This is a genomic window from Chryseobacterium sp. YR221 (assembly GCF_900176315.1).
Taxonomy (GTDB): Bacteria; Bacteroidota; Bacteroidia; order Flavobacteriales; family Weeksellaceae; genus Chryseobacterium; species Chryseobacterium rhizosphaerae.
On the sequence record NZ_FWXM01000006.1, the window covers coordinates 163,333 to 188,848 of the forward strand.

A 25,516-nucleotide genomic window follows, 5' to 3' on the forward strand; every position below is an offset into this window, starting at 1 on the left:
CCTTACTTTTAACCGCTGTTAAAACTTAAAATTAAGTCGGGCAAAAATCTGTCTTCCCGCAAATCCCATTTGAACCGGATCAAAAATACCTCCTGATTCTGTATTTCCTGATGATACCTGAGTAGGCTGAAGAGTAGGATATCTGTTGAAAATATTTTTACTTCCCAATGTCAGATTCAGGTTGCTGGTGAATTCATATCCGAAGGAAACATCTGTAGTTACTTTTGAATTGTAAACCTGCTCAGCATTATCATAACCGATTAAAGTGATTTTATCAAATCTTACAAGCTGTAAATTGGCATTGAACTTACTGATTTTATAGTTGAGGTTTAGATTGATCTTTGTTTTAGGGGCAGAGGCTAGAATAAACCCTTTTTCTCTGGCACTTAAGTAGATGTCTTCTTTGCCTTTTAACTGTTCTGAAGTATTGACCTGGGTAATTTCCATATTATTATAATTACCTGCCAGGGTAGCGGTTAGCTTACCGGAACCGATGTTTTCATTATAATTCAAAATAACATCAATACCCATTGTTCTGGTATCTATGGCATTTGCAAAAAACTGCGCCTGATTAATGTAAGGGTATTCTGCCTGAACATCAGTGGGTAGGTCGTCTCTGGAAAAATTTCCGGTCAAAACAATCCTGTTTTTTACTTTGATGTAGTAGCCATCTACTGTAGCGGTAAATTTTCCGGTATTAAAAGTAAATCCGGCACTTCCATTAAGAGAGGTTTCCTGTTTTAGCTGGTCAATTCCTACTTTGTTGGCAAGGTCACTGTCGTTAGATGCCAATTGAATGGTAACAAGCTTTCCTCCCTGAAAATTGGTGAATTGCTGGCTGTAATATTTCTGTGCCAGAGAAGGAGCTCTAAAGCCTGTAGATACTGATCCCCGGAATGCCAATTGTGGTGTAATAGCATAGCGGGTAGCAAATTTACCGTTTAAAGTACTTCCGAAATCATTATAATTTTCAAATCTTCCGGCCAAACTGATCATCCATTTCTTGGTAATGTCGAGTTCGGTGTCTACATACGCTGCAAAATTATTTCTGCTTTTGCTAATATCAGTGGAATAGCCGGGAAAACCCTGAGATCCTCCAGGCCGTACCGCCCCGGATAAAGGGTTTGTGACCAATAGAGCATCCGGAGTTGTTCGGGTTACAATATTCCCGTTAATATCATACATGGCATAAGATGCTTCTTCACCTTTAATAATCTCAAATTTTTCATATCTGAATTCAGATCCGAAAGCAATATTAAGCCCCTCCAATACTTTGAATTGTTTAGCGGCATTAAAGCCTGTCGTATTTTGAAGTAAGGAATGTCCCCCGGCATCAAAACTAGTGGGAGATTGAGCTCCTAAAGTAGCATTTACCGTATTTTTAATATCATAAGTAAAACGATTGTTTCCAAAAGCATTATAGAAATCGACATCCCAGTCTGCCACTTTAAATTTCAGACCATTGTCAAAGGTGAAATCTGTAATGCTGGTATCTTCAATAGGGTCAAAACCATTAGGATAAATTTCGGGAATATTTCCATCGGCATTTGGTGTTCTTGTCCAGGCATAGGCTTTGGTATTTCTGTGTGAGAATCCCTGACGTGAGTAGAATGTAAGGCCGTCAGATAATGGGAGCTCTATATTTCCGAAAAAATATACATTTTGTGCTTTTGCATCTCCAAAACGTTGTCTGGGAGCAGGAGGATCATTGTAAATAGCCGGATTGGCATTTCTTATGGCGTAATCTTTATTGATAAATTCTACCGTAAAGTTTCCGAATCCGCCCTTTGAACCTATTTTTGTTCCCAAGTTCCCGCTAAAGTCAAAGGTCATTCCATCTACCTTATGATCAGATACAATATCTTTATCTCCGGGACTTTTAAAAAGATTCATCCCGTAAAAAGCATTCCCCTCAAAACCTTTATCGCGGTCGTTAAGGATGACGTTGATGACCCCGGCAATGGCATCCGAGCCATATTGTGCCGAAGCTCCGTCACGAAGGACTTCTATTCTTTTGATAGCCCCAATGGGAATAGTATTCATGTCAGATCCTGTATTTCCCCTTCCTTTGGTTCCGAAAAGATTGATTAGCGAAGACTGATGGTATCTTTTTCCATTGAGTAATAGCAGGGTTTGATCAGGGCCCAACCCTCTTAAAGTAGCAGGGTCTACCGCATCAGCGCCATCCGATCCGGATTGTTTATTGGAATTAAAAGAAGGTGCGGCAAACTGCAGCAGCTGGTTGACTTCTACCTGACCTGTTGCCTGGCTTACCTGCTTAATGTCAATGACGTCTATGGGAACAGGTGTGTTGATGACCGTTCTTTTTTTATTCCGGCTTCCCGTAATGGCAACTTCCTCTATTTTTGACTCCTTGGCAATAGTATCATGTACTTGCTGAGCATAAGATAATGAAGAAGCACTAAGAAAAATGACGCTGATGTATTTTATTTTCATATTTGAGACTTTGGTTGGTGATTGTCTCAAAATTATTAATTTTTATTTTTAAATCAGTGTTAAAATTGAATATTCGTTATGAATATTTTAAATTTATTGAATTCTGTATTGGTTTTAGAAAAAAAATAACTTATTATTAATTTTTGATGAATATTTTTAATATTAAAAGCTTTTTATTATTCTATTCAGTCCTTCTTCCAGGATTTCTTGTGAAGTAGAGAAACAGATCCTGATGTGTCCTTCCGCTCCTTTTCCGAACCATCTTTCTGAGCCCGGTACAATGGCTACTTTACCTTGATCGAGAACATGTTTGGCAAATTCATCGCTGGACATTCCGTTTTTAATTTGGGGGAATAAAACAAAAGTAGCTTCCGGTAGATGAGGTTGCAGAACCTCAGACGTGCTCAATATTTTGAAAGCAAGATCCCTGTTATTCTGTAAATGTGTCAAAAATTCCCTGTACCAGGGCTTTGCTTTTTCCAGGGCTACACTTGCCGCAATCTGTGATAATGTAGAAACCCCTTCTATGGTTGAGTTGAAATTTGATTTTTCTACAAAATCTTCAAAGACATCCTGATCATTGCATAAAACAGCCCCAATTCTGAGCCCTGCAATACCAAATGATTTTGAAAATCCATATACTGTAAAACTTTTTTTCTTTGCTTCTTCTGAGACGGATGAATAGGTGTGAAAATCTTTGTGGTCATAGACGATATCGCTCCATATCTCATCACTCATCACCCATAAGTTATGAGCAGAAGCAATTTCAGAAACCTTTTTTAGCGTCTCTTTGGAATATACCTTTCCGAGTGGGTTATGTGGATTGCATATACTGATAAGTTTTGTTTTTGGGGTAATCAGTGATGTCATTTTTTCAAAATCAATAGCTCCGGTTACGGTATCTACAGGGCACAATACAACCTTTCCACCCACTGCTTCCACGGATTTTTTAAATAGAAAATCTACAGGATCCAGGATAATAGCCTCTTCTCCCGGTTTCAGAACATAGGAGGCAATTAAAAACATCCCCTGCGCTGCGCTGTTAACGGCAAGCACGTTTTCGGGCGTGAAATTTCCAAATTTCTCTGTATTGAAATGCTCTGCTACATTCTTTTTAAACTCCGGAAGGCCGGAAAAAGGGCCATAGCTCAGATAGCCATCTTTAATGTATTCAATGATACCCTGTTCAATTTCAGGAGCTGTTCTGAAATCCGGATCCGCTGCGGTCAAAGGGATAATTCCATCTTCCAGGGTTGCCCATCTTCCGTTGTAGGCTTTTCTTTTCAGAGCTTCAAAATTGATATCGTTATTGGTGAACATATTTTTATTTATAAGAGATTGGTAAAATGTTTTTAGAATGTTGGTCTAGCGGAAGTAAAAACTGATTAAGTAAAGCCCTTCCGTTGGCAATATGGACTTCAATTTCCGGCTTTCTTTCTGCTTCATATTTTTGGAAGGCCTCACCTGTGTTTTCTTCCTCAATTAAGTGTTTAGTCAAAGTGAACGAGTCCTTTAGTGCTGAGGTAACTCCCTGGCTTGTAAACGGGATGAGTGGGTGTGCGGCATCTCCGATAAAGACAACATTATCCTGATAAAAAGGATTAAGTTCCTCCAATTCATATACTTGCCATAAATGGGCGTTTTTATAACTGGATTCTTTGATAATAGATGAGACTAAAGGGCTCCAGTCCTTAAAAAGTTCAGTCATGTATTTTTTAAGACTGCCCATGGAGCATTCTTCACTGATCTTGTATTTTTCACTGTCAAATTGTGAATACCATAGAATAGAGTCTGCAGAAAGTTTGAGGATTCCGAATGTCAGTCCGCCCTCTTCAAGGTGGAATTTCATAAAGTTGTTTTCAATGCAGGCTGCTATTTTTTTGTTTTGAATGATGTTGACAATTTCGTTTTCTCTTACAAGTCTCAATTTTTCATTCTTAAAAATCTCCCTTCTGATGCGACTTCTGGAACCATCACTAATAATAGCAATGTCTGAATCGATATCAGTGCCGTCAGGAAGTTGGAGTTTTCCTTTTTCGTCATAAGTTAACGTTTTTTCATACGTTATTTTGTCAGGAGAAATATTTTGAGTTAAAATATTGATTAATGCATGTCTGGAAATCACAAAAACATCATTAAGATCTTTTTCGGCAAGAATTTTTCCTTTGTGAGAGTATTGTATGTATTTTTTTAGAAAATTCCCATGGTTGAAAAGGAGTTTGGGGTCTATAATCTGTGAAAGATATTCAATTCCCTCTTGTGGGAGTAGGAATCCGTGACCTGCTAAATCTTCTTTTTTCCTTCTTTCATAAATATGATAATCAATATTGTGCTTTTCTAAGTAATTCGCCATGCTTAAGCCGGAAATACCAGCACCCACGACAGCAATTTTCTTCATTTCGGAATAACGGATTTTTCAGTTGGTGTTTAATTACTTTTCGCAATCTATTTTTAGATAGGTGCAAATGTAAATCAAAAACATTCATGATTTGAGAAAAATAAAGTAATTTAATTTTGAATTTGAGAAAAATAAAATGAAAAGCATAATACTTTATTTCTTTTAAGTCAAACATTTTCATTTGTTTATGTGAAAAATGGACAATTATCCGGATAATAAAAAAACCGGAATTTCTTCCGGTTTTGTTTTTATGCTTTTTCAAGGTGAACGGTAAAATGTCGTAAAATTTCCGGTTCCCAGGTAATCTTATATCCTTTTGCTATTTCTTCGCGTCTTTCATATACATTTTTGACTGCAGCAGCAATATAATCCATATGATTATTGGTATAGGTTCTTCTAGGGATGGCTAAACGTACCAACTCCAGCTTAGGATAGCGGTTTTCTCTTGTCTGAGGATCTCTGTCGGCGAGTAAAGTGCCGATTTCTACCGTTCTGATCCCTGCTTCTTTGTAAATTTCAAGCCCTAAAGTCTGTGCCGGATATTCTGCACGGGAAACATTAGGAAGGAAATTTAATGAATCGATGAATACAGCATGTCCGCCAATAGGTTTCTGAACCGGAATTCCGTATTCTATCAGTTTGTTGCCGAGATATTCAACCTGAGAAATTCTGCTTTCAAGATAAGCGAATTCAGTAGCTTCATCCAGGCCTACAGCCAGGGCAGCCATATCTCTTCCAGCCATTCCTCCATACGTGATAAAGCCTTCAAAGATAATCGTAAAGTTTGAAGCCTTTCTAAAAAGTTCTTCATTATTCAGAGCGATAAATCCTCCGATGTTAACCAGTCCGTCCTTCTTGGAGCTCATGGTCATTCCGTCACCGTAAGAATAAATTTCTCTGCAGATCTCTTTGATACTTCTGTTTTCCTGACCTTTTTCTCTTTTTTTAATAAAGTAAGCATTCTCTGCAAACCTTGCTGAATCAAAGAATACAGGAATTCCATATTGGTCAGAGAGTTGTTTTACAGCCTTCATATTTTCTAAAGAAACAGGCTGACCTCCGGAAGAATTACAGGTAATCGTAATCAGACAGAAGGGAATGTCTTCCTTAGGATGGCTTTTATAGACTTCTTCCAGTTTTTCAAGGTTGATATTTCCTTTAAAAGGGTGAAGGTCATTAATTTCAAAAGCTTCGTCAATAGTACAGTCGATAGCGTGAGCTTTTCTGATTTCAATATGACCTTTTGTGGTATCAAAATGAGAATTTCCAGGTACTACATCTCCTTCTTTTACCAATACCGAAAAAAGTACATTTTCTGCAGCTCTTCCCTGGTGTGTCGGAAGTAAATACTTAAAACCGGTAATTTTTTCAACCGTATTTTGCAGTTGCTCAAAAGAGCGTGATCCGGCATAGCTTTCATCTCCGGTCATCAGGGCTCCCCATTGCCTGTCTGACATGGCTCCGGTTCCGGAATCTGTCAAAAGATCGATGAAAACCTGTGATGACTTTAGGTTGAAAAGGTTATAATTTGCTTCTTTAAGCCATTGCTCTCTTTCTTCTCTGGTGGATTGGCGGATTTCTTCCACCATTTTAATGCGGAAAGGTTCCGCGTAGGGTAAATTCATGTGCTATAGTATGTTTTTAAATTGTTTATAGAGAAAATTGCTTCGAAAATAATTTCAAATTCATCAATGTATACGTAAAGAAGAGTAGGGGATTACTCAGGGGCTTTAAATATATTTTCATCAGAGTGGAACCCGGCTACACCGCCACTTACTGCAAACTTCATTGCTGAAGCTGCATTCATTCCTACTACAGGTTTGATGTTTTTTTCCTCAGTCACAATTACCCATCCCGAAATAGCATACGAGTGGGGAAGATATACTGCAACATAGTTATGCTTATCAACGTCTGACATTTCTTTTTGGGTTAGAAAGCCAATTCTCCATATTTCAGGATTTTCGTTGGTTTTCACCCACACAGGATCGTTGAATTTTTTCTTATCGCCCACAAATGAAGACATAACATCTTTTGTGGGGGTGTAAATGTGTTTTACACCTGGAGTTTTCTCCAGTAAACTGTCCATGGTGTCAAAGAAGAACCTTCCTACCACGAATTTATTTCCTAAATAGCCTAGAATAGCCGTAAATAATATAATTGAAACAAAAACAAGCCCTGGGATTTGTTTGGCGAGCGACGGAACAAGATTGTCAATAGCACTCACCACATACCAGATCACAAAAATAGTAAGCCCGATAGGGCCAATAATAACCAGTCCCTGAAAAAAATTTTTCAGAAAAATGTTAGCAATATTTTCAAAGCTAGGTTTCTTCAATGTATCGTCTTTACTCTATTATTTTTTTAATTTTACCCGTGGATGGTTTCTTTATTTCCATAGGATTTAATGATGTCAGCTTCATATTCCAACCATTCTTCCCAGCGTCTGTTTACTGTTTCCGGATCTCCAAGCTGTCTTGCAAAACCAATAAATGAAGTATAATGGTTGGCTTCAGATATCATGAGCTCTCTATAGAAAACTTTAAGTTCTTCATCTTTAATGTTTTCTGTGAGTACTTTAAATCTTTCACAACTCCTGGCTTCAATCATTGCTGCAAAAAGCAATTTATCTATAATGAGCTCGTCTCTGGATCCTTGAACAATAAATTTTGCTAATTGGTTGACATAATCATCTTTTCTGGCTCTCCCGAAAGTATAGCCTCTTTTTTTAATGATTTCATGAACCTGATTAAAATGATCCAGTTCTTCCTGGGCAATAGCCAGAAGCTCTGTAACCATTTCGGGATATTCCGGAAGCATTGTGATCAGTGTAATGGCATTGGTAGCTGCTTTTTGCTCACACCATGCATGATCGGTCAAAATTTCTTCAATGTTTCCTTCCGCAATATTTGCCCACCTGGGATCGGTAGGAAGTTTCAACTTAAACATGTTATAAATTTTTGTAAAATTAAGACAAATTGAGGTAAGAATGATTATTTTATTTCAAATTAACCTCTAAAATGCTAAGATGCGGTCTTTCTCCTTAGGAATTCCAAAATATTCCACCCTGAAGTATCTACCTTTTTTAATCCCGCAGAAATAATAAAGGCTAATATAATATTGATAAAATAGATAAGCAACATCAGTACCCACCAAGGCATGTTTTCTTGTAAAGGAACTACCAGGAAATAAACCAGGGATGAGCTGATTCCCTGTGCAAAATAGAAGAAAATGGCATTTTTACCAATATAGGTAATGAAATTTTCTTTTGTGATCTTTAATCTGTTATAAAGAACAAATAAGGTGACAAGGGAAAACAGCGTCCATATGATATAAGGTACTTTGGGAGGGAATTTGTTTTTATTTATTTTGTAAAAAATCTCACCTCCGTAATACCAGAACATCCACAATAAGCTACCGGCAACAAGAAGATATAAAACGGGAATTAGTTTTCCCGGAATTTTTTTTCCACGCATTCTGTTGCCTGCTAAAAATACAGCCAGATAGAAGGCTACATAGCCCACCTGACCTGTAGGATAATATTCAGGGAAAATATTGAATATTATGGTTAAGGCAACACAAATCCCTATAAACCAATTGATATGTTTTGGGAAAAATCTTAAAATTAAAACGCCAAAAACAGTCAGGATAAAGTAAACCTTGAGGTACCAGAAACTTCCCATTACTACCGGAAAGGTATCGGCATTGGTATATTGGTGAAGATACCAGTTCCCGAGATTCTGCCACTGGGGTGTTGTGGAAATACTGGTTGTAGCATATTTTGAACCGAATGTTGAATAAAAATGCTGAAGCCATTCCAGGGAAAAGAAACTGAGCCCAAAGACTTTAAAGAAATAATCCATAAAGAAAAGGAATGTTACAAAAATCATATAGGTGATCTGTAGTTTCAGCAGCCTGTGTAATGTTTTTTCAATATTCGCTCCTGAAGTAATCCCGCTTAATGCGTAAAAAAGCGCTACATCAAAGACAAGAGAAAATACCCGTACTTCTGCCGGAATATAAAATTGGCCGGACCAGAAAGCGGTATGGATAAATATAATAGAAAGAGTTGCCAGCCCTTTGGCAAAATCAATATAAAGGTCTCTGTTCATTGTTGTAGGATGTGGAGTCAAAAGTAAATAAACTTACGCTATTTTTCAAGTCAATAAAAAAGAGGCAGAATATGCTGCCTCTTTTCTTAAATATGATAAAAATGATTGCTTCTGTTTATTTAAGGTTTTTAAATTGTTCTGCGGAAATTTCTCCTGTCTGAATTTTTCTCAATTCATCTATATATTGACTCATATAAGCATCAATTTCAGGATTAACTGTGTTTTTAGCCATTTTGTATGTACCGTCTAAAACACCCTGATAATAATAGAAGAAATTATAATCAAATTCTGCTGCGGAAAGGCCATATTCACCCAAAAGGAATCCTAAACGTACAGCAGATCTTCGTTGTGGAGGAGTTCCATGATGATTTTGATTTGTTGTTTGATAATCTCCGATGCTTTGTGCAAACTCGTAGGCTGATGCAATTTCTGTAAAATTGGTTTTGTTATAACCGTTTGGTCTTCTCAAATAATATCCTGCAAAACCGTCAGCTTCTAATTCGGTAGACCTAGCTGTTGATTCTGTTACTGTAGGTAGATTATATTTATATTGCAGTTGGTGTCCATATTCATGGGCAAGAATCATAGCATTGACAATATCTCCGCCTTTGCTTTTTGCGTCTTTATAGATGGCATAGCCGTAATAGATTTTTCCAGTTCTATATGAGAGCGCGTTGTAGGTTGAATTAGGAGTTACCGGGTCGTCTACAAAGCCTAATGGAGGAGGGGTATTGCCCCACATATTGGCGTTGTTAATCATTTGTGCGTTCATGAAACTTGTGTCGGCAGCGGTGGGGAGAGTTGCTTTCAGGATTGCCGTAAATGACCAATTCATATCCACAAAAGAGCAAGCCTTTTCAAACTCGTTAGGTTGGTCCAGTTTTGCGTTTAATGTTTGGGTTTCCGGTGATGTGGATTCTTCCATTTTGTCATCACTACATGCTGTCAATGAGAATACAGCAAATGAACCTGCTACTAGTAAGCAAGTGTTAAAGATTTTTTTCATATTGTTTTTTTTAAAGCAGTACGAATGTATACAATTATCTTTTATAAATCAATGCTTTATGTGTTAAAATTATTCAATAAATTGTGAATATATTTTTGATTATAGGTTTTAGGCCTATAAAAAGAGGCAGAACCTGATGGTCTGCCTCCTTTCTTAAATATGATAAAAATGAATGTTTGTGCTATTTAAGATTTTTAAACTCTTCAGCAGAAATTTCTCCTGTCTGAATTTTTTTCAGCTCATCAATATACTGACTCATATAAGCGTCAATTTCAGGATTAACTGTGTTTTTAGCCATTTTGTAAGTGCCGTTTAAAACTCCCTGATAATAATAGAAGAAGTTATAGTCGAAATTAGCTGCATTAAGATCGTATTGTCCTAATAGGAAACCTAAACGTACAGCAGATCTTCTCTGGGCAGGTGTTCCATGATGTCCAGGACTACTGGTCTGATAGTCACCTATGCTTTGTGCAAACTCATAGGCTGATGCAATTTCTGTAAAATTGGTTTTGTTGTAGCCGTTTGGTCTTCTTAAATAATACCCGGCAAAACCATCTGCTTCCAATTCGTTTGGTCTTGCTGTGTTTTCATTAACAGAAGGGAGTCCAAAGATGTACTGAAGCTGGTGTCCGTACTCATGGGCAAGAATCATAGCATTGACGATATCTCCGCCTTTTGATTTTGCATCGTAATAGATTGCATAGCCATAATAAATTTTTCCTGTGGAATAGGAAATGGCATTGTACGTAGAATTGTAATTGGATGGATCGTCTACAAATCGTAGAGTAGGGTTGCTTCTTCCCCAAAGACTTGCAATCTTGGTCATTTGGGCATTCATGAAGTTGGTGTCTGTGGCATTTTGTAAAGATGTTTTCAATACTGCAGTAGAATTCCAGTTATTGTCTACATAATAACAGATCTTTTCAAGATCGCCCGGCTGATCAATTTTTGCACTTGAAGCTTGTTCCGGTGAAACCGTTTCTTCCATTTTGTCATCGCTGCATGATGTTAATGAAAACGCAGCAATAAATCCTGCTACTAAGCAGAAATTAAGGTTTTTTTTCATAAAAATATTAGTTTTGGTTAAACGAAGATATAAAATTATCTTTTACATATGAATGCTTTATTCTAAAAAATTATTCAAAACATAGTGAATAGGTTATTTGCGAAAAAAACATTGCTTTGATTGTAAGGGGTTTAGATTTTTATTTGTATATTTGCACCTCGAAATAACTAAAAATTTTATAAACAATGTTTGCAATTGTAGAAATAGCAGGGCTTCAATACAAAGTTGAGCAAGACCAGAAGTTGTTTGTAAACCGTTTAAAAGGAGATAAAGGAGGAAAAGTTTCTTTCGATAAAGTTCTTCTTACTGTAAACGGAGCAATCACTGTAGGCGCCCCAGCTGTAAACGGAATCACTGTAGAAGCAGAGATCCTAGATCACGTAAAAGCTGATAAAGTAATCGTTTTCAAAAAGAAAAGAAGAAAAGGTTACAAAGTGAAAAATGGTCACAGACAATCTTTAACTCAAATCGTAATCACTGGTATTACTGGTTTTGAAGGAGGAGCAAAAAAAGCTACTAAAAAAGAAACTGTGAAAGCAGAGGTTCTTTCTGACCATGCAACTGTTAACTTTGGTGAAGATCACGAGTTGAACTATCACTTAAAGAAAAACAACTTGTCTCAGTCTAAAGAGAACAGAGAAACTTTAATTACTTTAGGAAAAGCAGTTAAAGTTGAATTAGAAAAGAATATTCTTACTCATGAAGAAGTAGATGCTGCTATCATTAAGAATATCGATCAATTTAAAGCACTTAATAAATAATCCAATAATAAAATGGCACACAAGAAAGGAGTCGGTAGTTCCAAGAACGGTAGAGAGTCTCACTCTAAAAGATTAGGTGTGAAGATTTTCGGAGGACAAGCAGCTATTGCCGGAAATATTATTGTTAGACAAAGAGGTACTCAGCACCACCCAGGTGATAACGTGGGAATCGGTAAAGATCACACTTTGTTTGCATTAATAGATGGTAAAGTAGTTTTCAGAAAGAAAGCAAACAACAGATCTTTCGTATCTGTAGAAGCAAACGCATAATAAGTTAAGCGTTTTATAAAAAAATTAAGCCTCAGCATTCATTTGCTGAGGCTTTTTTTATCTTTTTTATCCTGGAAAAGAGGCTTGAGCCATTTGTTTATGGAGAAAATAAAAATATTTTTATTAATATTCTATTGCTTGTGAAATATTTATATATTTGTTAAGTGTCATACAATAAGTTAATTGCGGAAGCCGAAAAGCGTATAGAGTAGGCAAAAATTAAAAACTAATTAACATGAAAAATTTAAGAAAATTAACAAAGAAGAACCTTAAAGAAATTAATGGTGGAGCGGGATCGTGCCCTCAGGCTCCAATCAGATCATGCGATGTATGGTGTGGGTTGTCTCCGGTGGAGAAATTTCGTTGTATATTCTATGTAGAGCAATCTTGCTCTTGTAATTAATGGCGATAACCATCACATTGATATGAATAATCTCAAAAAACTAACAAAGAAGAATTTGAAAATAATTCAGGGAGGTGCAGAAAAATGCCCACCTATAACAAGTTCTTGTAGTGTATGGTGTGGATGGAGTGCATGGCAGAAGGTACATTGTTTAACCAATACTTATGAAGAACCTTGTGAGTGCTAGCAGGTTGACAATATAAATGATTAATAACCATTAATAGGCATTGACATGAAAAATTTGAAAAAATTAACTAAAAAGAGTTTAAAGGAAATAAGCGGAGGAGTGGCAGCAACATGCCCTTCTTTATTCCAGTCATGTTTTGATTGGTGCAGATGGAACTCATGGCAGCAGGCCAACTGTATGCTTTCTGAACCATGCACCTTGTCAGAATGTTTTGACTAGTTAATATCAATAGATGCCTTGGGTGTTTTGCCCTATGCCTTCCAATGCATCATAAATGTTAGGTAAAATTGAAAAAATAATCCGCAGCTTCTCTGAAGCCGCGGATTATTTATATGATATTAAAATCCAACCTGAAATCCTGCTTTAATACCGAATTTTGAGATATCCGGTCTGTCAAGATAATTTCCTCGCCAGTTGAAATCCACTCTGAAAATTCTAAGATTTCCAATTCCAATATTCTCAATTCCAAATCCGTATTCAAAGTAAATATGTTCATTGGGCGCTGAGTATTTGAATCCTTCTACGTTAATTGCTTTAGACTCGTCGCTTAATGATCCATAGGCACCTCTTATAAATGCAATCTCTCTAAGCTTTAATTTTTTGATCAATGGAATGTAAGAAAGTATTTTTCCGTTGAAGTGATGCTCAAGGTTAAGGGTGACGTAAGAATCGGCCACGAATTCGTAGTAATTAAGCTGTGAAAAGGTATTAGGTACCAACCCATAGGAAAGGTTGGCGGGAATGATATTCTGTAATGCCAGCGGAACAGTATTAAAGTTTTTTCCGGCCTCAAAGTTAACAATTGTTTTACCGATAGTTCCAATAAGGAATGGCTTGGAAAGCATGAACTGAAGCTTGTCATAATTAAAGTCAGCATTGAAGAGTCCTTCAATTCCCCTTGTATATCTTAATACAATGGTTGGGGCAAGGTTTTTGGCCTGATATCGGTCAATCCCTGTTTGGGAAAATTTTGCTCCCGGTTTTGCTATTATGCTGAAGGTAACATGAGAGTCATTTACTGTTTTTCTTAAGTTTCCGTCTTTATAGTACATAAGGTTGAACAGCTCCAGGTTAGCAGATTTAATGCTTTGCATTACCCCATCTACTCTGAATTGTACGTTTTTCCAAGGTTCAATGGCTGCAAATACTCTGGTTTGGTTGACGGAGCTTAAGGAATTGTTTTCACCTCTTGCAAAGAATGTAGAAGTAGATTGTGGACCGGTCATGCCGTCTCCACTGGTCAACTGTCCTCCCAGCTGAGCAATATCTCTACTGGTTCCGGCTCCTATCATAAACCTGTTAAGCTTATTGAACATATATCTGGCGTCAACACCATATTTTATCTGTTGATCTTTAAATCCATATGCTGTATAAAACTGTACTCTCCATGTATCATTTAATCCGAAATAGGATCTTGCACCCAGTCTTATTCTGTCTCCTTCCACTTCATTTCTTCCATAGATTGAAAAAATAGGACCAATATCTACGCCCTTAAAGGCATTATAATGACGGGAACCGAGAGTTTCAAATAATTTAACCATATGGTTGAATTTTGGTGTCTGCTGGAGCTGATCAAGCATGTTGTACACCCCCTGTTCAGATTTGGATAATGTGTCAGGTCTTGCTTTTGTCCAATAAGCATCATCTTTTTTGACAAAATCGTCTTCGTATTCCTCTTCTTTTCTCTTGAATACGGTTGGGTCAATTGGTTTATTGAATTCGTAATTTGAATAATCTACGGATCTTTTAGCGATAATACTCTTAGATCCTTTTTTCTTGGAAAAAGGACTTATCTCAAATTCTGTAACCAGTTTTTTAGGGAGGAATGTGGTTTCGTCAGGGTTGTCATATTCCAGTTGAGTGGAAACACTATTGACAAAATTGACGTTTATTTTTTGTGTTGATTTTAAGGTGGCTCCTATAACAGCATAGGTGTCTGTGTCTATATAGAGATTTCCCTGGAAAGCCAGTATATCCTTTCTTTTAGGCTGGTATCTTATATGGAAAGCTTTTTCCCCATGAATGGCAATGGTATCTACCAGGCTGTAGTCATAGGTGCTGAATCCATCTGATCCTACCGGGCTTTGAAATCCTATATCGAAATAATTGAGGGTATTGTCATAGATATTGATTTCACGATACAGGTTTTTTGCCGAAACGGTGATTACCTGATTATCCTGAAACCCTGAAGTCTTTTGGGCGACAAGTGTTCTTTTGCTGTCTTTTTCAGGCTTATTTTTACCATAATTTTCATAAACAGCTTCATTTATAAAGATGGGAAGACCTAATCTGCCGCTTGCTGTAGAATCAGCATAATCAAAAATGAAATCCAGTTTTTTGAAGATTTTTTTCTTCATAAACGTGCTATCCAGATTATTAAGGTCAAATTGAGTTTTCTCATATTCCTTGTATGAATAGGTATCAAACTTTTCTAAGCCATTATTTCTTTTGCGTGCCCAGACTTTCTGCATAATGGCATAGGCGGGATTTTCTTTTTTGCTTTTGTATTTGGTTTTTCCGGTATTGATAACAATCTCCTGGATGTTACTCACCTGTGCCTGTGATAGCTGTACCAAGATATTTTCTGAGGTTTCAGGAGTTACATCCAGGGTTTCAGGCGTATAGCTTTTTCTTGAGAATTTTAATGTGCTGATTAAACTGTCAGACTGAATAACAAAGCTTCCGGAAGTTGTCGTAAGTGCCGGGATTTTACTGTTATTGATAAAGATATCAACTTTAGTAAGCTCTTTGTTATTTTTTTCATCGACAATTCTTCCGCTTACTCTATTTTGAGCCAACGAAAAGCTGGTGAAAAGCAGGAAAAAAAATAAAAAATTGTGTTTAGGGTTATTGTTTAACATCATTCGTTTCTTCAAGCAATTATCACAAACAAAAAGTATGCAGTTTATTCAAAAAAAATAGAAAAAAATAGAAAAAATTATTATTCCCTATAAGTTTGCAAATGTAACGAAAATAATACTAGCAATTATTAAGATTCAGAGATGATTTTTAAGAGCTTAAAATGTAATGAATCAGGAGATTAAATTGATGTGAAAAGTCACAACATTTACGACTTATACTAAGATGAAAATGATGAGCAGAAGACCTTTATTATTTGCTGAAAACAGCAAACAAAAGATTTATTAATCAAAAAAGACTTACATTTCTGTAAGTCTTTTTGCTCCTCCTGCTGGGCTCGAACCAGCGACCCTCTGATTAACAGTCAGATGCTCTAACCAACTGAGCTAAGGAGGAATTTTCCTTATTTTTAAGTGATGCAAATATAAGAGGAATATTAATATCAGTCAAGTTTTATCCCCAATTATCGATGGTTTTAAACTAAATATGTTGAATTTCAGTAAGAAATATTTCACTTATTTTTAATTTCATCTTAGATATCTTCGAATAAATGTTTAAAATATCGCTCCGGATGCTCCAAAAAATTCCTTGTCAGCTGATAGTGCTCCGTTTCTTTGTAAGGGATACGTTGAATTTTGTCATCTAATAAATAGATTTCAGCATTCGGATAGCTCATCAAGATAGGTGAATGGCTTGAAATAATGAACTGGGCTTTTCCTGCTTTTTCTAATTTGTGGATGATGGAGAGTAAAGAAAGTTGCCTTTGGGGTGATAGAGCAGACTCAGGTTCGTCAAGGATATAAATTCCTTTTTGAAAGTGATTATGGAATAATGATAGGAAAGCTTCACCATGTGATTGCTGGTGCAGAGACTTGCCTCCATAGGCCTCCAAAACCCTTCTGTCTTCTTCAGCTACTTCATCGATATAAGTGGCAAAATTGAAAAAACTCTCAGCTCTCATGAAGAATCCCTGTGTCGTTTTGGTACTCCAGGAGAGTACGAGGTGTTCTGATAACCCAGATTCTGTTTTATGGAAATTATAATGATGATTTCGGCTTCCTCCGGCTACATTGAAATCGCAGTTTTCCGCAATAGCTTCCAACAGGGTTGATTTACCGATGCCGTTTTCTCCAACGAAAAAAGTAACATTGTTTTTAAACCTTAGATCCAAACCTTTACTCAAAAAAGGAAGGTTAAAAGGGAAGTCTTGCGGGTGGTTGTCTTTTAAATAGATCCGGGATAAGTAAGGCATTGTTTATATAATTACGTATATCAATGTCTACTAAGCAAAATATATGCAAATAAAAAAAGACTTACAAAATGTAAGTCTTTTTTTGGCTCCTCCTGCTGGGCTCGAACCAGCGACCCTCTGATTAACAGTCAGATGCTCTAACCAACTGAGCTAAGGAGGAATGTCCTTGTTTTTAAGTGGTGCAAATATAGGACGAATATTTATACCCTGCAAATATTTTTAATAAATTTTCTCAAAAAAATTATAAACCTCCGGTAAGCATTTTAAAAATGTCGCTTCCGAATATCAGTACCATTAATCCTAACAGGAAGATAACCCCCACCATTTGAGCATTTTCCAATACTTTTTGTGGAACAGGTTTTCCTACAATGATCTCATATAGGGTAAATAAAACGTGACCTCCGTCAAGTCCCGGAATTGGAATAAGGTTAAGGAATGCCAACCATACGGAGAACATTGCTGTAAAGCCCCAGAATGCTGACCAATCAATAGAAACATGTCCTGTAGCATCTTTATTTACAGGCATATTTTTTACAATAGCGATAGGTCCGCCTACTTTCTTGTATCCTTTGATCTTTTTATTGAAGATTAATTTGAACTGCTTAATCTGGTACGTTAAACTCTCAATCGTAAGTGTGAATCCCCTTTTGATTGATCCGAAGAAGTTATAATCGTTATGAACAGAATATTTTTCTATTTCTTTGAATGCTAAGATTCCAATTGTTCCTTCTTTCGATACCGGGATTTTTAAATCTTCCACCTGATTATTTCTCAAGACTTGAAAATCTGCTACTTTTCCGGCGTTAGGAACTACCAAAGGCTTTACTTCATCATAATAATTAAGTGGCTTTCCGTTGATAGAAAGTATTTTGTCACCGATTTTTAATCCTGCATCCAGAGTAGATTTTGTTACAATAGTATCCACAACAGGAGACATTCTTGGAGTTAAGAATGCTTTAGGTTCAGGATCTTGGAATGCAAAAGCCTTTCCGTCGTCATTGGTTGGGAAAGTAACCTCTTTTCCATCTCTTAAAACAGTTATTTCATCACTCAATAAAACATCAAGTGCTAATTTTTTGAAATCTTTCTGAACGTTTCCGTCTACTTTTAAGATCTTATCCCCATCCTGAAAGCCCATTTTTTTTGCGGCTTCCGTATAATGAAGTGGGGTTGTAATTTTATCCGCTTCAAAAATATTTTCTCCATTTTTCCCAACCAGTGCTGAAAATATGATCCATGCAAGGAAAAAGTTGACAGTAACTCCACCAAGCATAATGATCAGTCTCTGCCAGGCTGGTTTAGCTCTGAATTCCCAAGATTCCGGATCTTTTTTTAACTGTGCGGTATCCATGCTTTCGTCTACCATTCCGGCAATTTTCACATATCCTCCGAAAGGAAGCCATCCGATTCCGTATTTGGTCTGCTCAGGATGTTTTCTCCAGTCACTGTCTGGAAGTTTTGATATATCGATAGGAACTTCTTCCTTCTTTCCGTTAACCTCTGTTACTTCAGTATCCGGCAGGTTTTTTGAGAAGAATTTATACTTCCATTGGCCATTGATTTTCTTCATTGAGAAAATTGAAAAGTAAGGATCAAAAAACAGGAAGAATTTTTCGGCTCTTGTTTTAAACCATATGGCCGGTAAGAAGTGCCCAAGCTCATGAAGAACTACCAGTATAGAGATACTCAGAATGAACTGAAAGAGTTTGATTGCTATTTCCATTAATAAATTTTAGATTTTAATTTGCAAAGGTAACAATTATCAAAACTATGCCAAATAAAAAAGCCCCTCTAAACGAGAAGCTTTGTCATATTTAAAGACGATTGGTTATAAATTGAACGAAACTCCAAGACTTCCATTATTACCGACCTCTGCAAAAACGCCAATTTTTTCTGTGAAAAAGTAACGTGCCCCAATATGAGCTCCTATTCCGAAGTCTTTTCCAAGCACTCCCAGATCAACTCCCGGGTAAATATCCCATTTGGAAGGAAGATTCAAAGCTTCCTGTAAGTGAAAATTCAGTCTTCCGAAAACAAAAACACGGTTGTCTTTATCGTTATCTTTGTAATTGTCGAAGTAACCATTGATACCGGCTCCCACTGATATCATTTTGTTTAGTCCATAATCATAAGTCCCCGTAATACCTGTTCCGTATCCCCAGGCACTTAAACCCAACTGAATTTTCTGGTCTCCTTTTCCTGTCCAAGCCTGAGCATTGGCAGCAACTCCAAAAAAGAGTACCATCACCATAAAAACCAATTTCTTCATAAATTTCTAATTTTTAATGATATTAATAAAAATTATCAGCATCAAAAATGAAACCGAAAACCATCAATCTGGTAAAAACAGAAGACTTTATGAATTATTAAGAAATTCAATCTTTTGATAAAAAGTTTTAAGAAAGAGACCGTAGCGGGTAAAGAAGAAACGATCTACGGTCTCTTTATCCGTTTGTAAATATAAAAGCCGTATTTTTATAAATCGGATTGTAATAATTTAAACGTACATTAAAGATGAAAGTGGTAGGACTTAATTTAGATATCATCTGGAAAGATAAAACCGGAAATTTTAAAGCTATAGAACATGAGCTTCAGCATCAGGAAGCTGATCTTTTTATGTTGCCCGAAATGTTTTCAACCGGTTTTTGTATGGATGCTTCTGAAGTTTCGGATAGAAATGAAGAATCTCTGGAGTTTTTAAAAACTATTTCAAAAGAAAAGAATACGGCTTTCTGCGGAAGTGCTCCGGTAGAGCAGAATGGTCATTTTTATAATAGAATGTACTTTGTACAGCCGGATGGAGAAACTGTGTTTTATAATAAAAGACATTTATTTTCCTTTTCAGGGGAAGATAAAGTGTATACTCCCGGAAAAGAACGGGTTATTGTCAGTTATAAAGGAATCAGATTTCTGCTTCAGGTGTGTTATGATCTCCGTTTTCCTGTTTTTGCAAGAAACAATGATGATTATGACGCTATTTTGTATGTGGCTAATTGGCCGGAAAAAAGAGTAGGGGCCTGGGAACATCTTTTAAAAGCAAGAGCTATTGAAAATCTGTCTTTTGTTTTTGGTTTAAACAGAATAGGAACGGACGGAAATAATCTCTTTTATCAGGAAAGTTCGCACTGCTTTTTTGCTGATGGCAAAGAAATTTCCCATAAAAACGGGAATGTGGTATCTGCAGAATTGGATATGAATGAATTGGCCGATTTTAGAAAACACTTCCAGTTTTTAAATGACCGGGATGATTTCTCAATTCAATGGTAAGAGAGCTGAGATTGAGGTTGAGCATTATGATTAAAAGCTCAACCTTAATCTTAGCCTTAGTTAAATATATTGCTGAAGAAGAGTCGTCAGGGTATTGACATCATGTACTCCGCTTTCTTTCCATAAAAGCTCGCCATTTTTGAAAATGGCTAGTGTAGGAACTCCCCGAACTCCGTATTGTGATGCAATTGCCGGATATTGGTCCACATCTATTTTTATAATTCTGGCTCCTTCTCCGATATTCTCTTTTACAGTGTTCAGCACCGAAGACTGTACCTTACAAGGCTGACACCAGGTTGCGAAAAAATCAATAAGTACCGGTCTTTCGGAGTTTATGATTTCCTGAAATTTTTGTGACATAGTTTTTTAGCTTATTCAAATTATTTATTGTCAGTTTCGTTCTGGATTGCTTTTACATTTTTCCAGGATGTTCCGTCGTAAGCTTCTACGCCGTTTTTCTTTAAAATTTCCATGGCCTGGTCTGCCTGCATTCCTTTGTTACAGAATACCACTACTTTTTTGCCTTTTAATGTTTCAATATTATTCTGAATTTCAGCCAGAGGAATATTGATGGCGTTTTTAGCTGTTCCTGCAGCATATTGTTCAGGAATTCTTACATCTACCAATGTTACTTCCGAACTGTTTACCACTTCCTTAATATTGGCTTTTGGAGCCTCTGCAAGATTGGTTGTTTTGCAGGAAGCTAAGATAAAAGCTGAAGCGAAAATAAGTCCCCAAAATTGAATTCTCATGAATTTATAATGTTTTGGACTGACATACAAAATCCGTTGTCGGGAATTTTTCTGTCTTTTTGATTCCGTTAAAACCTCCTTCGATTTCTGTGAAATTCCTGATCCCGTGAGAATTAAGGATGCTGGCGGCAATCATGCTTCTGTATCCACCTGCACAGTGCAGGAAAAAATGTTTTGAATCATCGATGCCACGAGCCCATTCACTGATGGTATCTAATGGTTTGTTATAAGCATTGTCAATATGCTCTGCCGAGTATTCACTCAGTTTTCTGACGTCAATAACGGTAGCCTCTTCTGTAAACTGATCTGCAAATTCAGTGGGAGTAATTCTTTTGATTTCATCAATTTCTCTGCCTGCGTTTTTCCAGGCTTCAAAACCTCCTTTTAAATAGCCTACAACATGATCAAAACCTACCCGGCTTAATCTGGTAATCACTTCTTCTTCCATTCCAGTATCTGTTACCAACAACAGAGGATGTTTTACATCCACGATAAGCGTTCCTACCCATGGAGCAAAGTCACCTTTTATTCCAATATTGATGGAATTTGGAATAAATCCTTTATGGAATTCTGCAGCACTTCTGGTATCTAAAATTAAAGCACCGGTTTCTTCTGCAAAAGCCTCAAAATCTTCTGCGGAAACAGGCGTTAACCCTTTGTCCATCACAACGTCAAGACTTTCATATCCGCCTTTGTTCATAGCTACATTCATCCCGAAATATTTTGGAGGAGCCGTTAACCCATCCAGAACTTCCCTGATAAAAGATTCTTTATCGGGCTGGTTCAGTGCATAATTGGTTCTTTTCTGATTTCCCAGAATATCTACCGTTTCCTTTTGCATGTTTTTTCCACACGCAGAGCCGGCACCGTGTGCAGGATAAACAGTGATGCTGTCATCCAGTGGCATAATTTTGCTTTGAAGGCTGTCGTATAAAATACCGGCAAGATCTTCCTGAGTGAGGTTGGTTGCCTTTTGGGCAAGATCCGGTCTTCCCACATCACCTAAAAATAGGGTGTCTCCAGTGAAAATTGCAGTTTCAGTACCATTTTCGTCAATCAAAAGATAAGTGCTGCTTTCCATTGTATGACCTGGGGTGTGCAGTACTTTTATTTTTATTTTTCCGATTTCAAAAATTTGGTTGTCTTCCGCAATGATAGCTTCAAATTCAGGAGCGGCAGTTGGTCCGTAAATAATTGGAGCACCCGTCTTTTCACTTAAGTCTAAATGACCTGAAACAAAATCAGCGTGAAAGTGGGTTTCAAAAATATATTTTAAGGTGACATTGTCTTTTTCCAAGCGATCCAGATAAGGTTTTACCTCTCTTAGCGGATCTATAATGGCAGCTTCATTTTCTGATACAATATAATAGGCACCCTGAGCCAGACAGCCCGTATATATTTGTTCAATTTTCATTGGGTATTTTTTTAATGAGTTAAAGATACAAAGTATTAGATGAATTGTAAACGAAATGTTAAATCTGAATAATAGTTTCTTTCAATACAATAACACGGTAAATACTTAGATCCCTTTCCTTTCAACAAAAATAATGCCTTAGAGAATGTTAATTTTTAAATGCTGTTTTTTATCATGTTCTTGTAATAAAACTTAAGATATAAAGCTGTTTAAACTTTTTTACTCAACCGCAAATTGAAGATTCGACTTAGTCAAAAACCACAAATTTTTTGTTTTTTTAAACACTTTAGAAAGTTTAAAGGAATACCACATAATTAAGTTCACATAAGATGAAAATCTTTGATTTTCAGCAAAACTTTAGTGTACTTTTTATACACAAAGTATATAACTTAAATAGCTTAAGTGTTTAAAAATTTTTTATGACTTTTATGGTTAAGTTTAAACGGACTTGTTATCTATTCCAGTTTATAATATATTTTGTATACAATTTCATTGGTGTTTTCTGAAATATTTTTATCTGTTTTGAATTGGATATACTCATCTTTTCTGGCCTCTCCTTCCTCATAATTAATCAATCTGTTATACTTATCATAGATATGATCTTTAATTTTTTGGTTGTCGGCTATGGTGATCATTTGAGTAAAATATTTTTTTGTGTCCTCGTGCAGGGGCCAATCTTTTTCATGGGCTTTATAGAATGCTATCATTTTCTCAATGGCATAGACCTCAGAATCAATTTTCATATCATTAAACCCTGTCAGAAGTTCTTTTTTTTCAGAGTGGTTTCCTAACCATTCTATTTTAGCCTTAGCTGCAGCGATTGTGGAGTACATCATCATAGAATCTCTCTTCACAACGGGAGACAGAATGATGTCCGGGGTCTGATCGATCGGCAGAGGTTTTTTAGAAGCGATATCCAGGAGGCCAAAATATCCTTCAGTTTTATCTTTTAATTCAGCCAGCTGACCCTGGGTCATATCATCACTAGATATTCTGATCTTAAAATTCCATCCTCCACATTCATAAATAGAAAGAAGAGACATTTTATCAGTATACTTTACCCCTTTGAAAAAATCGCGTTCACCCATTGAGTGATTGAATATGGAATAAATATAATTTACTTTTATCTGGTCATTGGAAGCATTTCCAAATGAAGGTTTTATATCTGTACCTTTATTGGAATTCTGATTAAGGGCATATTCATATGAAGAAAACTCATCTCTAAGCGATTGGTTGTCAATTGATTTTCTGGGATAAATATACAGCGTGAGTATAGTCTTGTTCTTTTTTGTGCTTTGCTGTATATAGCTTATGGCTACATGCTTATTCTGCATATCATAAGAATAAATGGCCTCTCTTTGGAACCCTGACCACAGTGGAGGGAAAATCACTGAAGTGGCTTGATGAGTGAAATCACCTTTGATCAATAGATCTACAGGTTGTTTCCGAGGTTGGGAAAAAAGGGTTGTGAATAAAAAAGAGAAGAGAATTAATAAGTTCTTCCTGCAAAGGATTTTGTTTACATACATCTGATGTTCATTTTAAAAAGTAAGATAAGCATTAATCTGCTGAAAGTAAAAACAAAAATTAATGGTATAATATTTTCTTAATGATTAAATATTTTACAAAAACTTTTATATTTATAAGTTTAAAAAGCGATCAGATGGCAGACAAAACACAATTTACAGAAGAATTAAATGCTAGATATACTCCGAAAGGGGATCATATTATACTGGGAAAGGGAATGTTGGACGGAGAAGTTGTTCCGGAAGTTAATGTGACTATTCCCTTAAAAACAATCAACCGTCATGGTCTTATTGCCGGAGCCACAGGAACCGGTAAAACAAAAACTCTGCAGGTTTTTGCAGAACAGCTTTCTCATGCAGGAATCCCCTCACTTGTTTTGGATATTAAAGGTGACTTTTCAGGAATAGCTGAAGCAGGTCAGATGAATGCTATTATCGAAGAGAGATATGCTAAAACACAACTGCCTTATAATCCTCAGGGGTTTCCGGTAGAGCTGATGAGCATTTCAGGAGGTAAAGGAGTGAAACTGAGAGCTACGGTTACAGAATTCGGACCGGTTCTTCTGAGTAAAATATTAGAATTGAATGATACTCAGCAGAGTATTATGTCTATTGTTTTTAAATATTGTGATGATAAAGGCCTTCCGTTAATTGATCTGAATGACTTAAAGAAAGTATTGCAGTATGTGACGGATAATGCTCAGGGAAAGGCGGAGCTTGCTGCCAATTACGGATCAATAGCCCCGGCTTCCTTAGGTGCCATTCTCAGGTCTATTGTGGCGTTGGAGCAGCAGGGAGCTTCCAGCTTTTTTGGGGAATTAAGTTTTGATGTTCAGGATTTACTTGAAACAAGAGACGGAAAAGGGGTCGTGAATATTTTAAGAGTGGCTGAAATACAAAGTAAACCACAGTTGTTCTCCACGTTTATGCTTTCGCTTTTTGCAGAAATATATATGACATTCCCAGAAGAAGGGGATAGTGGAAAACCAAAATTAGTGCTGTTTATTGATGAAGCGCACCTTATTTTTGATGAAGCCTCAAAAGCTCTTTTATCACAGATTGAAACCATGGTGAAACTGATCCGATCAAAAGGGGTGGGAATTTATTTTATCACGCAGATTCCTGGTGATGTTCCTGAAAATGTATTGTCACAATTAGGACTGAAAATACAGCATGCACTCAGAGGTTTTACCGCAAAAGATAAAAAAGAGATCACAAAAGCAGTTGAAAATTATCCGACCACGGAATTTTATAATGCTTCAAGTCTGATTCAGAATTTAGGAATTGGAGAAGCATTTGTAACGGCTTTGGACGAAAAAGGGATTCCTACACCATTGGTACATACTTACCTGATTTCTCCGGAATCAAGGATGGATGTTCTGAGCGATGCTGAAATTTCCGAGCTTACATCGAAATCTGCTTTAGTAGCCAAGTATGAAGAGGCTGTAGACAGAGAGTCCGCCTATGAAATGCTGACGAACAGAATGGAACAGGCTGCCCAGAATCCTGCATCCAATCAACGAACAAAACCGGTAAAAGAAGAACCGGGGATGTTTGAACAGGTGTTGCAAAGCAAAGCAGGAAGAACTTTTACCACAACCTTAATGAGAGAAGGGGCAAAAGCTATTCTTGGAATGTTTGGACTCGGAGGTCGAAGAAGATAGTTGAAAAGAAAGATGGCCTGTTATGTTTTTGATATATTTTTCGTTACTTTAGCAGGTTATCTTGATTGACGAAGAAAATATCAGGACCACGGGATTATTAATTTAATTAAAATATCAGTTAACGG

24 protein-coding genes and 2 tRNA genes are annotated in these 25,516 nt (G+C 36.6%); 7 read left to right on the plus strand and 19 right to left on the minus strand.

The annotated features are described in order from the left end of the window. Positions 1 to 18: 18 nt before the first annotated feature. From B8967_RS17835 to B8967_RS17875, 9 genes are all read right to left on the minus strand, one after another. On the minus strand, positions 19 to 2,457 hold the full coding sequence (locus tag B8967_RS17835; RefSeq protein WP_084086944.1) for a TonB-dependent receptor plug domain-containing protein: 2,439 nt from the start codon (positions 2,455 to 2,457) through the stop codon (positions 19 to 21). A 162-nt stretch (positions 2,458 to 2,619) separates the two neighbouring features. Further along, positions 2,620 to 3,777 (minus strand): pyridoxal phosphate-dependent aminotransferase, encoded by a 1,158-nt coding sequence (locus tag B8967_RS17840; RefSeq protein ID WP_084086945.1) that lies wholly within the window; start codon positions 3,775 to 3,777, stop codon positions 2,620 to 2,622. Between the two features lie 4 nt (positions 3,778 to 3,781). Next, entirely contained in the window at positions 3,782 to 4,855 is a 1,074-nt protein-coding gene (locus B8967_RS17845; protein ID WP_084086946.1) for an FAD-dependent oxidoreductase, read from the minus strand. A 248-nt stretch (positions 4,856 to 5,103) separates the two neighbouring features. Beyond that, positions 5,104 to 6,480, minus strand: coding sequence for a tryptophanase (locus tag B8967_RS17850; RefSeq protein ID WP_084086947.1), 1,377 nt, complete (start codon positions 6,478 to 6,480; stop codon positions 5,104 to 5,106). 92 nt (positions 6,481 to 6,572) lie between these two features. Beyond that, positions 6,573 to 7,190 carry a DUF502 domain-containing protein gene (locus B8967_RS17855; protein ID WP_084086948.1) on the minus strand — a complete coding sequence of 206 codons (618 nt, stop codon included), beginning with the start codon at positions 7,188 to 7,190 and terminating at the stop codon, positions 6,573 to 6,575. A gap of 32 nt (positions 7,191 to 7,222) precedes the next feature. Beyond that, positions 7,223 to 7,801, minus strand: coding sequence for a MiaE family protein (locus B8967_RS17860; RefSeq protein WP_047489616.1), 579 nt, complete (start codon positions 7,799 to 7,801; stop codon positions 7,223 to 7,225). A 74-nt stretch (positions 7,802 to 7,875) separates the two neighbouring features. Then, positions 7,876 to 8,964 (minus strand): acyltransferase family protein, encoded by a 1,089-nt coding sequence (locus B8967_RS17865; protein WP_084086949.1) that lies wholly within the window; start codon positions 8,962 to 8,964, stop codon positions 7,876 to 7,878. Between the two features lie 115 nt (positions 8,965 to 9,079). Beyond that, a complete protein-coding gene (locus B8967_RS17870; protein WP_084086950.1) occupies positions 9,080 to 9,970 on the minus strand; it encodes a neutral zinc metallopeptidase in 891 nt (296 codons plus the stop codon). Positions 9,971 to 10,151: 181 nt separating this feature from the next. Continuing rightward, positions 10,152 to 11,036, minus strand: a complete 885-nt coding sequence (locus tag B8967_RS17875) for a neutral zinc metallopeptidase (RefSeq protein ID WP_084086951.1) — start codon at positions 11,034 to 11,036, stop codon at positions 10,152 to 10,154. A gap of 185 nt (positions 11,037 to 11,221) precedes the next feature. On the opposite strand from B8967_RS17875, the gene rplU reads away from it, so the two are divergent. From rplU to B8967_RS22340, 5 genes are all read left to right on the plus strand, one after another. Continuing rightward, complete coding sequence (gene rplU, locus B8967_RS17880; protein ID WP_084086952.1) at positions 11,222 to 11,797, plus strand: 50S ribosomal protein L21; 576 nt, start codon at positions 11,222 to 11,224, stop codon at positions 11,795 to 11,797. 12 nt (positions 11,798 to 11,809) lie between these two features. Then, the gene (gene rpmA, locus B8967_RS17885; RefSeq protein WP_047489604.1) at positions 11,810 to 12,067 is read left to right on the plus strand and encodes a 50S ribosomal protein L27; all 258 of its coding nucleotides are present in this window, start codon (positions 11,810 to 11,812) and stop codon (positions 12,065 to 12,067) included. 235 nt (positions 12,068 to 12,302) lie between these two features. Next, a complete protein-coding gene (locus B8967_RS22585; protein ID WP_156126056.1) occupies positions 12,303 to 12,470 on the plus strand; it encodes a bacteriocin-like protein in 168 nt (55 codons plus the stop codon). Positions 12,471 to 12,492: 22 nt separating this feature from the next. Next, positions 12,493 to 12,657: a bacteriocin-like protein gene (locus tag B8967_RS22785; RefSeq protein ID WP_410493789.1), complete on the plus strand. Its 165-nt coding sequence runs from the start codon at positions 12,493 to 12,495 to the stop codon at positions 12,655 to 12,657. Positions 12,658 to 12,702: 45 nt separating this feature from the next. Next, the gene (locus B8967_RS22340; RefSeq protein ID WP_143330553.1) at positions 12,703 to 12,876 is read left to right on the plus strand and encodes a bacteriocin-like protein; all 174 of its coding nucleotides are present in this window, start codon (positions 12,703 to 12,705) and stop codon (positions 12,874 to 12,876) included. Positions 12,877 to 12,995: 119 nt separating this feature from the next. Here B8967_RS22340 and B8967_RS17890 read toward each other — a convergent pair whose 3' ends face one another. The 6 genes from B8967_RS17890 to B8967_RS17915 all read right to left on the minus strand — a co-directional run bounded on the left by B8967_RS17890 (position 12,996) and on the right by B8967_RS17915 (position 19,037). Further along, positions 12,996 to 15,521 carry a DUF5686 family protein gene (locus tag B8967_RS17890; RefSeq protein ID WP_228406246.1) on the minus strand — a complete coding sequence of 842 codons (2,526 nt, stop codon included), beginning with the start codon at positions 15,519 to 15,521 and terminating at the stop codon, positions 12,996 to 12,998. 317 nt (positions 15,522 to 15,838) lie between these two features. Beyond that, positions 15,839 to 15,912 (minus strand) — tRNA-Asn (locus B8967_RS17895). A gap of 136 nt (positions 15,913 to 16,048) precedes the next feature. Next, entirely contained in the window at positions 16,049 to 16,768 is a 720-nt protein-coding gene (locus B8967_RS17900) for an AAA family ATPase (protein ID WP_084086953.1), read from the minus strand. An 83-nt stretch (positions 16,769 to 16,851) separates the two neighbouring features. Next, positions 16,852 to 16,928: transfer RNA gene (locus tag B8967_RS17905), tRNA-Asn, on the minus strand. Between the two features lie 81 nt (positions 16,929 to 17,009). After that, positions 17,010 to 18,491: an RIP metalloprotease RseP gene (rseP, locus tag B8967_RS17910; protein WP_084086954.1), complete on the minus strand. Its 1,482-nt coding sequence runs from the start codon at positions 18,489 to 18,491 to the stop codon at positions 17,010 to 17,012. A 105-nt stretch (positions 18,492 to 18,596) separates the two neighbouring features. Next, positions 18,597 to 19,037: a DUF6646 family protein gene (locus B8967_RS17915; protein ID WP_047491944.1), complete on the minus strand. Its 441-nt coding sequence runs from the start codon at positions 19,035 to 19,037 to the stop codon at positions 18,597 to 18,599. A 245-nt stretch (positions 19,038 to 19,282) separates the two neighbouring features. On the opposite strand from B8967_RS17915, the gene B8967_RS17920 reads away from it, so the two are divergent. Next, complete coding sequence (locus B8967_RS17920; protein WP_084086955.1) at positions 19,283 to 20,035, plus strand: nitrilase-related carbon-nitrogen hydrolase; 753 nt, start codon at positions 19,283 to 19,285, stop codon at positions 20,033 to 20,035. A gap of 60 nt (positions 20,036 to 20,095) precedes the next feature. Here B8967_RS17920 and B8967_RS17925 read toward each other — a convergent pair whose 3' ends face one another. The 4 genes from B8967_RS17925 to B8967_RS17940 form a co-directional block, all read right to left on the minus strand. Further along, positions 20,096 to 20,395, minus strand: a complete 300-nt coding sequence (locus B8967_RS17925) for a thioredoxin family protein (RefSeq protein ID WP_047491938.1) — start codon at positions 20,393 to 20,395, stop codon at positions 20,096 to 20,098. Positions 20,396 to 20,415: 20 nt separating this feature from the next. Beyond that, on the minus strand, positions 20,416 to 20,787 hold the full coding sequence (locus B8967_RS17930) for a rhodanese-like domain-containing protein (protein ID WP_084086956.1): 372 nt from the start codon (positions 20,785 to 20,787) through the stop codon (positions 20,416 to 20,418). A gap of 4 nt (positions 20,788 to 20,791) precedes the next feature. Next, positions 20,792 to 22,201, minus strand: a complete 1,410-nt coding sequence (locus tag B8967_RS17935) for an MBL fold metallo-hydrolase (protein ID WP_084086957.1) — start codon at positions 22,199 to 22,201, stop codon at positions 20,792 to 20,794. A gap of 455 nt (positions 22,202 to 22,656) precedes the next feature. Next, positions 22,657 to 23,730 (minus strand): hypothetical protein, encoded by a 1,074-nt coding sequence (locus B8967_RS17940; RefSeq protein ID WP_084086958.1) that lies wholly within the window; start codon positions 23,728 to 23,730, stop codon positions 22,657 to 22,659. A gap of 134 nt (positions 23,731 to 23,864) precedes the next feature. Here B8967_RS17940 and B8967_RS17945 point away from each other — a divergent pair, with 134 nt between their 5' ends. Further along, a complete protein-coding gene (locus B8967_RS17945) occupies positions 23,865 to 25,391 on the plus strand; it encodes a helicase HerA-like domain-containing protein (RefSeq protein WP_047491993.1) in 1,527 nt (508 codons plus the stop codon). Positions 25,392 to 25,516 lie beyond the last annotated feature (125 nt).